Origin of the sequence: Lysinibacillus sp. FSL W8-0992, assembly GCF_038008685.1 — a bacterium.
Lineage (GTDB): Bacteria > Bacillota > Bacilli > Bacillales_A > Planococcaceae > Lysinibacillus.
The window spans coordinates 2,506,558-2,519,254 of record NZ_JBBOZQ010000001.1 but is presented as its reverse complement, the minus strand read 5'-3'; the positions used below and the strand labels follow the sequence as shown (position 1 = coordinate 2,519,254).

The 12,697-nt window shown below is 35.5% G+C and carries 11 protein-coding genes; 4 read left to right on the top strand and 7 right to left on the bottom strand.

What is annotated here, in order from left to right; genetic code table 11:
* Window positions 1-77: 77 nt before the first annotated feature.
* The 4 genes from NSQ74_RS12540 to NSQ74_RS12525 all read right to left on the bottom strand — a co-directional run bounded on the left by NSQ74_RS12540 (window position 78) and on the right by NSQ74_RS12525 (window position 5,484).
* Window positions 78-1,259 (bottom strand): NAD(P)-dependent malic enzyme, encoded by a 1,182-nt coding sequence (locus NSQ74_RS12540; RefSeq protein ID WP_340823713.1) that lies wholly within the window; start codon window positions 1,257-1,259, stop codon window positions 78-80.
* A gap of 383 nt (window positions 1,260-1,642) precedes the next feature.
* A complete protein-coding gene (locus NSQ74_RS12535; RefSeq protein ID WP_340823711.1) occupies window positions 1,643-3,814 on the bottom strand; it encodes a bifunctional diguanylate cyclase/phosphodiesterase in 2,172 nt (723 codons plus the stop codon).
* A gap of 287 nt (window positions 3,815-4,101) precedes the next feature.
* Window positions 4,102-4,803, bottom strand: coding sequence for an O-linked GlcNAc transferase (locus NSQ74_RS12530; protein WP_340823709.1), 702 nt, complete (start codon window positions 4,801-4,803; stop codon window positions 4,102-4,104).
* A 201-nt stretch (window positions 4,804-5,004) separates the two neighbouring features.
* Window positions 5,005-5,484: a thioredoxin family protein gene (locus NSQ74_RS12525; RefSeq protein ID WP_340823707.1), complete on the bottom strand. Its 480-nt coding sequence runs from the start codon at window positions 5,482-5,484 to the stop codon at window positions 5,005-5,007.
* Window positions 5,485-5,675: 191 nt separating this feature from the next.
* Here NSQ74_RS12525 and NSQ74_RS12520 point away from each other — a divergent pair, with 191 nt between their 5' ends.
* The gene (locus tag NSQ74_RS12520; protein ID WP_340823706.1) at window positions 5,676-7,973 is read left to right on the top strand and encodes a YhgE/Pip domain-containing protein; all 2,298 of its coding nucleotides are present in this window, start codon (window positions 5,676-5,678) and stop codon (window positions 7,971-7,973) included.
* Between the two features lie 80 nt (window positions 7,974-8,053).
* Window positions 8,054-8,560 (top strand): PCYCGC motif-containing (lipo)protein, encoded by a 507-nt coding sequence (locus tag NSQ74_RS12515; RefSeq protein ID WP_340823705.1) that lies wholly within the window; start codon window positions 8,054-8,056, stop codon window positions 8,558-8,560.
* 248 nt (window positions 8,561-8,808) lie between these two features.
* On the opposite strand, the gene NSQ74_RS12510 is transcribed toward NSQ74_RS12515, so the two are convergent.
* Complete coding sequence (locus NSQ74_RS12510; protein WP_340823704.1) at window positions 8,809-9,345, bottom strand: hydrolase; 537 nt, start codon at window positions 9,343-9,345, stop codon at window positions 8,809-8,811.
* A 221-nt stretch (window positions 9,346-9,566) separates the two neighbouring features.
* Between NSQ74_RS12510 and serC the strand changes: the two genes are divergently transcribed.
* A complete protein-coding gene (serC, locus tag NSQ74_RS12505; RefSeq protein WP_340823702.1) occupies window positions 9,567-10,655 on the top strand; it encodes a 3-phosphoserine/phosphohydroxythreonine transaminase in 1,089 nt (362 codons plus the stop codon).
* 338 nt (window positions 10,656-10,993) lie between these two features.
* A complete protein-coding gene (locus NSQ74_RS12500) occupies window positions 10,994-11,329 on the top strand; it encodes a hypothetical protein (protein ID WP_340823701.1) in 336 nt (111 codons plus the stop codon).
* Window positions 11,330-11,396: 67 nt separating this feature from the next.
* On the opposite strand, the gene NSQ74_RS12495 is transcribed toward NSQ74_RS12500, so the two are convergent.
* Both NSQ74_RS12495 and NSQ74_RS12490 read right to left on the bottom strand, forming a co-directional pair.
* The gene (locus tag NSQ74_RS12495) at window positions 11,397-11,825 is read right to left on the bottom strand and encodes a Fur family transcriptional regulator (RefSeq protein WP_172772037.1); all 429 of its coding nucleotides are present in this window, start codon (window positions 11,823-11,825) and stop codon (window positions 11,397-11,399) included.
* Complete coding sequence (locus NSQ74_RS12490) at window positions 11,822-12,685, bottom strand: metal ABC transporter permease (RefSeq protein WP_340823700.1); 864 nt, start codon at window positions 12,683-12,685, stop codon at window positions 11,822-11,824. Before NSQ74_RS12490 ends, NSQ74_RS12495 begins: the two co-directional genes overlap by 4 nt.
* Window positions 12,686-12,697 lie beyond the last annotated feature (12 nt).

Sequence of the window (12,697 nt, the reverse complement as noted above, 5' to 3'; positions counted from 1 at the left end):
AACAAATCATTTCTTCCCTATCATACCATGATTGTTGAATAGAAAGAAATGGACAACGTTTAGGTTTGGCTATGGTGTTATTGGAATAATGCTGATACGCCTGATTCAATTGCTGCATCACTAACAGCTTTTGCAACAACGCTTGCTACGCGCTCATCCATTGATTTTGGGATTATAGATTCTTCTTTTAATTCTTTTTCAGATACTAATGATGCAATAGCATCTATTGCAGCTATCTTCATTGCCTCGTTTATATCTGTGGCGCGAACATCCAATGCACCTCTGAAAATCCCAGGAAACGCCAACAGATTATTCACTTGATTAGGGTAATCCGAGCGACCAGTCGCCATGACACGAACGCCCCATGCTCTCGCATTATCATAGGTGATTTCTGGATTAGGGTTTGCTAGGGCAAAAACAATCGGATTTTTGTTCATTGACTCGATATGACCTTTTGTTAATAAATTGGCTACAGATACACCAATAAAAACATCACTTTCTGCAATGGCATCCTCTAATGTCCCTTTTAAATTTAGCGGGTTTGAGATTTTTGCAATTTGGTCTTTGATGACATTCATCCCTTCCTTACGACCATTATAAATAATCCCCTTTGTATCACACATTACTACATTTTTATATCCCAATTGTATTAACATGCGTAAAATCGCAATTCCCGCAGCACCAGCCCCATTAATGACTACCTTCATGTCCTCTGGTTTTTTGTTAACAATTTTCATTGCATTAACTAAGCCCGCTCCTACTACAATCGCAGTTCCATGCTGATCGTCATGGAATACTGGAATATTACATTCTTGACGAAGACGATTTTCAATTTCAAAACATCTTGGTGCTGAAATATCTTCAAGATTAATGCCACCAAAAGTTGGAGCGATTGCCTTAACAGTCCTTACAATTTCATCAACATCCTTAGTTGCGAGACAAATAGGGAATGCATCAATATTTGCAAAACGCTTTAGCAAAATTGCTTTCCCTTCCATTACAGGTAATGCCGCTTCTGGGCCGATATCACCTAAACCTAGAACTGCAGTCCCGTCCGTAACAACGCCAACTAGATTTCCTTTAATGGTGTAATCGTATACTGCTTGGGGATTTTTTTGGATTTCCATACATGGTTGTGCAACGCCAGGTGAATAAGCTAGACTTAAATCATATGTATCCTGTACTGGCACCTTAGCAACAATCTCCATTTTCCCTCGTGCTTCCTTGTGCAACTCTATTGCTTTTTTCATAATATCCATCGTCAAATCTCCAATCTTTCATTCCTTATCCTGCAATACATTTATCTCGTAAACTCCGCTATAATTTTACAAATAGCATTCGTTATAGTACTAACCAAAATTATATTTTTAATACAAAATGCATTCGTTTGCTCTTTATGCCTTTTATTGAATTGATTGAAGCAAAGAGGTTGTGTCTCCTGCTTAGAAAAAATTCAGGTACCTCTTACTGGTGTTCCTGCAGAAAGCATGCGCCGTAGCGGGTATCAACAGCAAAAAAAGTGCTAGATTGATTGCAGTCAATCTACCACTTTTTTCTATTGTTCTAGTGGCATGTTGTTTGAAGTGTCGCCCTCTTCAACCAACATGCATAATCTATTAATATGTTTTTATTTTACGCCAAACTACACATGTAATTTCTCTAAAATATTTTGTGCATTATGTTGAAGCATTTGATAGTTTTCTTGCAAAAAGGCTGGGTGTAATGGCTTGCTAAATAAAAAGCCTTGTACTGTTTCACAATGACCAGCTAATAAATAATTAAGCTGCTCTACTTCCTCAATACCTTCGGCAACTACCTTTAAACGGAGATGCTTAGCCATTGATAATATCATATCGACTAAAGCCTTATCTGTATCATCGCTTTGAATTTTTTGGACGAAGGAACGATCAATTTTTAAGCAATCAATTGGAAAATCCTTTAAATAGGATAATGATGAGTAACCAGTACCAAAATCATCTACAGCAATCGTTACACCAAGCGCCTTTAATTGATGTAAAATCATTGTCATATGATCTATATTGATCGTCATACTTTCTGTAATTTCTAATTGTAAATATTTTGGATCTAATTCTGTTTGTTCAAGGACTTGCTCAATCATCTCCACTATATTTTGTTGAAACAATTGTCCTAACGAAAGATTGACTGCTACTTTGATGGGTGGTAACCCTGCTCGCTCCCACTCCTTCACTTGCTTACATGCTGTTTCTAACACCCATTGCCCAATCGGAATAATGATACCTGACTCCTCCGCAATCGGAATAAAGACGCCTGGTGAAATCATCCCTTTGCGAGGATGTTGCCAACGGACTAATGCCTCAACAGATAGAATTTGCCCAGTTTGCAAATCAACCTGTGGCTGATACTCCAGTAATAACTCATTATTTTCTATTGCATGATGTAAATCATTTTCTAAAATAAGTTTCTCGGTAATATCGCTCGACATTGAAGTTTCATAAAATAATATGCGTGAAGGCACTTTGCTAGCTTCATGCATCGCATAAACAGCAAACCTTACGAGCTCCTCTTCCTTATAGGCATCTGATGGGAATAAAGATATCCCGATATTTAAATTCCCATTCAATGAAAAATGTTGGATTTGGAAAGACGCCAACATGGCCACCTGTAGCTGTTTACAAAGCTGCATAATACGTTGTGTATTTTTCGCATCATCAATAAAAACGATAAAACAATCTTCTCGTAACATACTTAGTAAATACTTTTCAGGTAAGGTATCCTTCAGCCTTTGTGCCACCATACTGAGCAATTTATCTGCATATGAACTGCCCAGTGAAGCTTTAATCGCTGAAAACCGTTCGATTTCTACAGCCAAAATAGCCTTATTGCCTTTGGTTTTGTATAAATTTTTTTGTAGTGATTCCATTAAAAATCGTTCATTTGGTAAATTTGTAACTTCATTATGATAAGCCATGTAATGCATCTTTTCTCTAGATTTCTCTAGATTTTTTTGCATTTCTAATAATTCTCGAAATGGCTTTTCTATAGAGGAAAAATAAACTGCTTTAAAAAGAAGATAAAATGAGCTCAATTGAAAAATATGTCCTATAAAGTTTTTAATATCGTAGACGTCCTTATATATTGTAAAAAGAATATCACTAATTATTAAATAAATAGCACTCCCTAGTAATAGAAAAATGATTTTAGGCGCATTGTTGAATTTTTTTAATAATATGATCATGATAGCGATATGGCATACAATTGCGACATACTGCAATGAATTTTTCAAAGCTGTTGGACCAACACCATCAATAACAAGTGGTGGAAGTATAGGATTCGGCGCATATATCAGCATAACTAAAGCAACAATCACAAATAATGGCGTACTGTAAATAAACCATCGATATGTATTTTTTCGAATAGTTCTTTCCTTTAGACAAAAAATGCCTAGTATTCCACAGGACAATACCAATCTACCAATTATATAAAACCATGTGGCGGCATAACTAGAACTCTCCGTAATAAAAAATGGCATTCCTTTATAAGCAAGTGCGTGTGCCACCTCAATAAAACTACAAGTTAAAAATAAAGCACCTATGTATAAAGTTTTATTAGATAATATATAAGGTGTCGTTAACCACGACTGTATTGCAATTGTCATTGTTACAACAATAATAAGAATTTCCATTAGCAAATGAATTGAAACATAATTATGCTTTCCGAAAATCGCGTAAAATTCTTCACTCCAGTAACCGATAATTAGCAAAATAACAATGGAGTATATAATGAATTGAATCCCTTGCCTCAAAAAAGAATATTGTTTATTTAATTCCCACAAGATGACCCCTACCTTCTCTTTGCCCATAAGTAATTCATTATTTATATATAATTTAAAGCTAATATTCTACTAATAGATTACCATGATATACCTAAATTTCAATCAAAAGAAAATTTTGTTTATAGTCTTTATTGAGTAACGATGAAAATTTAATAGGATTACTAAATTCCTATTATAACCCGCTTTAATATTAGTATTTTTTCCATTAAAAATAGAAAGACCGAAGGCAACTCGAATTTTCCGAGTTTGTCTTCAGTCTTAAAAAAAGAATGTGATTATGCATTAGTTTATGAAAATACATAACTATCCATATTATCAATTGTATTTTGAATAGCCTCTTTTAAAGAACGCTGTTGCTCGTCGCAAGTAGCAATCGCTTCTTCTAATGCAATCGCTGCATTGGCCATAAAGGGAGCCATCTGTAAATCTTTTGCAAGTTGAATCAGTACAAGTGCTTTATTCCACTTCCAGCGTGCATTCATTGGATCTAAATTAATGGCTTGTTCCAAATAACCAAGCGCATCAAAAGGCATCCAGCCAAAACGATGCATTGTTTGACCTGTTATTCCCCAGTATAAAGCTTTGTTCGGATTTTCTTTAACTGCTTGTTTGAAGCAATGGACACTTTCATTATAATGATGTGCAAATAAAAATAGCTCACCCTGTGTAAAAAATGATTGTGCTTTTTCAATTGCTGTCCCTGTTTTAGCTATTTCCTCAAGCTCTTTAACACGCTTCGAAAATGCAGCTTCATCTTTTAGAGCACGTATTTCTACAACGGCATCGGATTCAGGGTAACTTTCATTCGCACGTTCCTTATGCTGTAATTCTTCTAAAAGTGTTGGCTTGGGGAATGTGGCAAAGTCGTATTCCTCTAGTAAAGTTATATATTTAATAGCTAAGGCCTTTTCTGGTCCTTCTGTTACTTGCAAAGCAGCTTCATAACATTTCATCAGCTCTCCATTATAAAAGTAATCATCCATTGTCATACAAATTTCCTCCAGTTTAAAACTTTACAGTCTTTATAATATACATTATACATATTCCGTATCGTAAACAAACTATGTTTTATTTAAAATGCCCCACTTCCATCATTAAGCGTGTTCGTGAGCTCACCTTATATTAGAATGTACCAATTCTATAAAAAAGAGACTGTCCAATATTTCCTTTGGATCAGTCTCTTACATGCTTTATTTTTTTAACACTTCTTTATCTAAGAAAGAGCGTAAATCTTGTTCTGCTAAAGCACCTACAAAGCGTGCTGCTTCCTTACCATCTTCAAAACGAATGAAAGTTGGTGTTGCTTCAATACCATACTTATCCCATAGATCTGTATATTCATATACGTTTAATTGAGCAACGTTTACACCAAGTTCATCAGCAATCGGCATTAATACAGGTGTAAATGCTTGGCAGTGTACACAAACTGGACTAAAGAAGTATGCGTTCACATCTTCTCCTGCTTTAATTTTCTTTTCTAGCTCATCTGGTAACATTATATTTTGGTAATTTTTATCATCTAATTGATCGATTGTTTCTTGTGTTAACTTTTTGTCACCATACGGATTATTTGCACTAGCAAGTTTGTTTTTGTTCGATAAATTTGTAAGCACAATGATTGCTGCAAATAATACAACAATAACCGAACCAATAATTAGTAATTTTTTCAATTAAACTCCTCCATTTTCACACAAAAATGTCCTACTTTTAGTGTATTTGGGATTGATTATAAAGTGTTTTTAGAACCTAGTAAACTAATTAGTCTTTCATATTAAATTTTCCAACTATTCAAACATAATTCAGTGCATTTATGGAAACATACTACTATAAGCTCAAAATGAATTTGGAGTGAAATTTAACTATGAAACACACTTTCCAACATGTCTTTCGAATTTACAAAAGTGATATTAAAAATATTGTATCAAACTGGGTAGTTGCTGTTATCGTTGGTGGTCTTATTTTTTTACCTTCTCTTTATGCATGGCTTAATATTTACGCTTCCATGGATCCATACGCTCACACTGCCAATATGAAAATTGCTGTAGTAAACGAAGATGACGGGACGACTATTAAAGGAGAAGATCTAAATATAGGAAAGGAATTAATGACAAATTTAAAAGAAAATAATAGTTTTTCCTGGTATTTTACCCCTAGGCAAGAAGCGCTCGATTCATTAAAAAATGGTGACTATTTCGCAGTACTGATTGTTCCTAGTGACTTTTCCGAGAAGCTAACATCCATTCTGACAGATGAACCAACAAAAGCGCATATTGACTATTATGTAAACGAAAAAATAAATCCCATTGCCCCTAAAATTACGAGTAAAGGCGCTGGCGTTATTACCCAACAAGTTTCTAGTGAGTTTATATCAACAGTAAATGGCACTCTTTTCTCGATGTTCAATACAATTGGTATTGAAATAGAGCATGAACTTCCAGACTTCAAAAAATTTGAACAGTATATTTTTACAATCGAGCAACATTTACCTGATATAGAGTCTTTTTTAGCAAAAACTGCAACAGGTGGAAAAGATGCCGAGAAATTATTAAATACTACTATTAGTGAAATTCCAGAAATAGTGAAAATTACGAATAACGGTCTTACAACTATTCAAGGTGGATTAAAGCTAATTAATGAAGCAGATACACTGTTCAATCAGCTTTCGCCAATCGTTAAAAAGGATTTAGAAAGTGCGCAAACAATCGCACAGCAATTCACAAATCTTTTAGAAAAGCTGCAAAATGCTACTTCCGATACTTCGACATTAGCGCAATCAAAAGACGAACTGCAACAACAATTAACATCTTCGCTAGACAAAGTAAACAGTAGTATTCAGGCTTTAGAGGCTTTACAAAAACTCACACAGGCAGATGCAACATCTCGTAAACAACTTGAAAATTCGCTCCAAAATGTTATTACATCACTTCAACAAAACAGCTCTAACGATAATAATAAAGACATTATTCAGCAATTGGAGTCTATACAAGGAGCGCTACGAGCTAATCCTACAATTACCGACTCTTCGACGGGTGCGCTCTCTTCATTACGTCAACTAAATGCTTTATTAACGGATATAACAAGTAAAGTTCAGCAAATAAATAATATTGATGAAGAAAAGATAAAAAACGATATTGCTGAAGTCCAAAAAACTGCTCAAGATGCTGCCGACAATTTAAAACAATTTCTTAGCTACTATTCAGAAAATCTGGAGCCGCAAATTCATACAACTTTGAATGCTGCGAAAGATACTTTAACAAATGCATCAACAATGCTTACAAAGGTACAAAGCTCAATTCCACAGGCACAACAACGGTTAAATAATGCTAAAAATACGCTCGTAACAGCCAATAAGGCGATTTCTACAATTCAGTCAGACTTTCCAACGCTAAGCAAAAAAATTACCGATCTTGCTAATAAGCTTCGAGCACTGGAAAATGAAACCGATATTTCTGAAATTGTTCAATTATTAAAGAACGATGTCGATGCTGAACGGAATTTCTTTGAAGAACCTGTACAGCTAGAAGAACATAGAATGTTTCCAATCGCGAATTACGGTACAGCAATGACTCCTTTTTATACGGTGCTATCTATTTGGGTAGGTTGTTTGTTACTTATCTCACTACTTGCGGTAAATATACACGACAACCAACAATATAGTATTCGTGAAATTTACTTTGGGCGATTACTGACGTTTGCAACAATTTCATTAATCCAAACTTTAATTATTACCATTGGCGATGCTTTATTATTAGATGTTTCTATTAGTGCGCCCTACTTCTTTATAATTTTTGGGCTAATCATTAGCTTTGTTTTTATAACTGTTGTCTACACGCTAGTATCCGTATTTGGAAATGTTGGGAAGGCGTTAGCAATTGTTATGTTGGTCTTACAAATTGCTGGTTCTGGAGGCACCTATCCCGTAGAGTTATTGCCAAAGTTTTTCCAAGTTATTAATCCGTTTTTACCGTTTACCTATGCAATTGAAATGATGCGAGAGGCAGTTGGTGGCATCATTTGGCAAAAGGTATGGATAGACCTCGCATTTTTGTTAGGCTTTTGGTTAATTTTTATACTATTTGGCTTTTTCTTAAAAAAATTACTAGGCGAAAAAATGGAACTTTTAATGAACAAAACACGCGGTTTAGATATATTTCATTGAAATCCGTCCTTGTCTGCTATAAATATGGACAGGGACAATGTTATAATGGAAATATTGTAAACATGTAGGAGGCGTTTGTTTTGAAAAAACTTGTATCCATTTTTACGTTGTTGTTACTCGTACTAAGTGCTTGCGGGACAGATAAAGCAATTAAAGAAAATCCGAATGATTCACAAGATGAGGCTTCACATGATGGACATGCTCATGTTTCAGGAGACATTCAGGAAGAAACAGCAGGTGCCGATGTATTACCATCATTTTTAGATAGCCAAACTGAAAATATTCGCTTAGTTTACCAAATTGCGGGGCAATCAACAGACATTTTAGAGTGGATGCCTTGCTACTGTGGCTGTGGAGAATCCGCAGGACATAAAAGCAATTTAAACTGCTTCATTCAGGAAAAGCGTGAAGATGGCACAATCGTCTGGGACGACCATGGTACACGTTGTGGCGTTTGCTTGGAAATTGCACTACAATCAGCAAAAATGCATAAAGATGGCATGAGCTTGAAAGAAATCCGTCAAACTATTGATGAGACGTACAAAAATGGTTATGCGAAACCAACACCAACGGAAATGCCTGCTTAAATATTTAGAAGCTGCGATAAAAGTGAAAAAGTGTTAGATTGACTAAGAATCAATCTAACACTTTTTGCTGCGCCATCGCTGTCCGCTACGGCAGTTTGTTGGTCTTACGATGCATACGTTCCCGCAGCAGTCTAAATTAAAACGATTGCAAAAGAAAGATAGCTAAGTCTTCTTCATTATAAATAGCAAACTTACAAGCACCTTTGCCCCTGATTTCAACCTATCCTATAGAGACCGCATCGTATTGTTTATTTAACAAGTTGCAGTACCGTTTTAAAATGTGTATGATCTGCTCTTTGTAAAAGCTCATACAAAATCATCTCCGTGCTCGTTGGCAAAATGCCTAGTGCCTTCATTTTATCTAACCCAATTTCCTTATTGGCTTTAGTGCGAGAAGATACGGCATCAACAACTACCTCTACTTCAAACCCCTGCTCCTTCAATTGTCTTGCTGTTTGATAGACACAAATATGTGTTTCAATACCCGTTACAATAAATTGCGTACGTCCACTCGCTTTAACTGCGTCAATAAACTCTTCTTCTTGGCATGCACTAAAAGCCATTTTAGCAATTGGATTCCCTTGAAGATGCTTTGCGATTTCTAGCGCAGTACCACCTAATCGACTTGGATTTTGTTCCAGCCATAGTACCGGAATATCCAATGCTTGCATACCTTGTACAAGTTTTGACACATTTTGAATAACTGTTTCGCTATCATCTACAATCGTTGCCAATTTCCCTTGCACATCCACGACAATCAGACTTGCTTGATCTACTGTAAACATAAAAACACCCCTTTCATTACTTAACGATAGTATACCGAAATTTCTTTGTTTTTGTAGTGTTCAAATAAATTGTGTGCGAATTGTGTGCGTGCCTGACACTAAAATGCTCATTTTCATCCTACATAAATAAAATATTGAGAATTTTGTTTTTTCTCTTGAAAATTAAGTTATAATCCAGTAAAGTGCTTTTATTAAACAAAACAAACAAGGAGTGTACCACTTTGACACAACGTGCATACAATTTTAACGCAGGTCCATCTGCACTACCGCTAGAAGTTCTAGAAAACGCTCAACAACAATTAGTTAACTTCCGTAATTCAGGTATGTCTATTATGGAAATGAGCCACCGTAGTGCGATCTTCGACGAAGTACATAATGAAGCAATTGCTCTATTAAAAAAACTTTATGCTATTCCAGAAAACTATGAGGTACTATTTTTACAAGGTGGGGCAAGCCTGCAATTTACAATGGTACCAATGAACTTCCTTCAAGCAGATAAAAAAGCAAGCTACGTTTTATCTGGTTCATGGGCTGAAAAAGCATTCAAAGAAGCAAAATTATTTGGTACTCCTGTTGAAGCAGCAAGCACAAAGGAAAATAAATATCGCAACATTCCAGCATTATCAGATATTCAGTTTAATGAAGATGATGCATACGTGCACATCACATCAAACAATACGATTTACGGTACACAATGGAAAGAATTCCCTGAAACAGGCAATGTTCCTTTAGTAGCAGATATGTCGAGTGACATTTTATCTAAACCTGTTGATATCAGCAAATTCGGTATTATTTACGCTGGTGCACAAAAAAATCTTGGACCTTCTGGTGTAACTGTCGTTATTATTCGCAAAGACTTATTAGAAAAAGCGAACAAAGACATTCCAACAATGTTAAAGTATACAACGCATACAGACGGTAACTCGTTATACAACACACCGCCAACATTCGGTATTTATATGTTAGGTGAAGTATTAAAATGGGTTGACGCTAAAGGTGGCGTTGAAGCAATTGCTAAACTTAATGAAGAAAAAGCACAAGTAATTTACGATGCGATTGATAACAGTAATGGCTTTTACACTGGTCACGCAACGCCTGAAAGTCGTTCATTAATGAACATCACATTCCGCGTCGCTGATGAAGAACTTGAAAAACAATTCCTTGCAGAAGCAAAAGCAGCTGGATTTATTGGACTAAATGGTCACCGCTCAGTAGGCGGTTGCCGAGCATCAACATATAATGCTGTTCCATTAGAAACTTGTGAAGCACTACGCGACTTTATGGTAGCATTCCAACAAAAACACCAATAATAATATTCAACGACGAATGATTGCTTAAAATAGCATCATTCGTCGTTTGTTTTTTGAAACAATGGCATGATTGCTTCCCTCTATAATTTATATGTACTGTCTTCTTCTAAAAATTCTTTCTATTTTTCCAATGATAGACTTCTATCTCTATGACAATGCCATTGGTACAAACATACATTTACAAAATAAAATAAACTTACAAAGCATTTTTTTAAAGAAAAAATAGTTTTTTTAGTGTCTATCGGACATATTACCAACCTCCTTGCTTTTACAAAACATAGATTATAAGTGTAAGGCAATAGCTTTACATTAATTCTAACGAAAGGAGGTAGTATCAAATGGAAGATAGAAGATATGTTACACACATGAATTGGGCTCCTTGTAAATGCCAAAAACCTTGCAACTGTCACCAAAAGAAACAACATGAGTGCAAAGAAGAAAAAGGTCATAGAGCAATGAATCACTGCAGAAGCTGTATCTGTGAGCAATTAAAATGTTTAGAAGTTGGCGCTGTAGTAGATGTTTTCTTAACAGGCGGCCTTAGTTTCCTTGGTTTGACTTTCGTGAGCTTTAATGCAAGAAATTGCTGTGCTTATTTCCTAGAAGCAGGTTCTACAACACCACTTATTATTGACTGTAAAAAAATAGATGCTATCCGTATTGTAAGAAGATAGTAGTAGTCTTCTTATGCCCTTTCCTTCTAACATTACTCCTTCACAATAAATAAAACCCTGTCAAATATTAATTTGACAGGGTTTCATGTTTACAATCTGGACATTTACCGTATATTTCAAATTTATGATTTTCGATTTCATAATCAGGAAGCTTTTCACCAAGCATCTCCATTGGACAAAGATTGAGCTCTTTCACATTGCCACAATCCATACATATGAAATGATGGTGATGATGTTCAGACTCACAATGCATGCGAAAATTTCGTTCGCTGGATAACTCGGTTTCTTCTAATATGCCAAGCTGTACAAACGTTGAGAGATTTCGATAAATCGTATCAAAACTCATACCAGGAAAATCTTTTTTCAGCACATCTAATAAATCTCGAGCGGTTAAATATTTATCCGTCTCTGCAAACATATTTAAAATTAACTCACGTTTATCTGTTTTTTTATAGCCGTTTTCTTTTAAAATTTCCCACGCTCTTGAAATATTCACTGTGCTGCCTCCCCTTGTTTTGCAGATAGTTTTAACATCGTTTTCTTACCTATGATTACAAGTAATAAGATAAGAATTGATGTAACAACAATTGTACCACCTGGTGCTAAATCTAAGTAAAATGCACTTACTAAACCGATTAATACCGCTACCTCGCCAAATACAATTGCATAGATAATCGTTTGCTTAAAGCCTTTTGCAAGACGCATTGCTGCAGCAACTGGCAAAGTCATTAAAGAAGATACTAGTAAAATACCAACGATACGCATACTTGCTGCAATTACCAGCGCTGTCACAATCATAAATAAAAGATGAACCCATCGTGCCGGTAGTCCACTAGCTTTCGCATATTCCTCATCAAACGATAGCACAAAAAGTTCTTTAAAGAATAAAAATAAAAAGACAATGACTACAATCGCAATCCCAATAACAACCAATAAATCCTGCCTTGAGACAGCCGAAACGGAGCCAAATAAATAACTCATTAAATCGGTGCTAAAGCCACTGGCAAGCGATATAAAAATGGCGCTAATTCCAATACCGCCGGACATAATAATCGGTATGGCAAGCTCTTCATAGTGCTTATACAGTCGACGTAAGCGTTCAATTAATATAGAACCACTAACTGAGGCTATAATACCAAGGTAAATAGGATTTAGCATTGCAAATGCAGCAAAAGATTGACTTACATACAAGCTACCAGCAATACCCGCAAGTGTGACATGGGATAAAGCATCTGCAATTAGTGATAGTCTGCGAACTACTATAAATACCCCTAGAAGTGGTGCGATGATGCCAATCAATAAGCCAGAGAAAAAGGCATTTTGTAAAAACTCATAGTTAATAATTGCTTCAATCATTGTGCCTTCTCC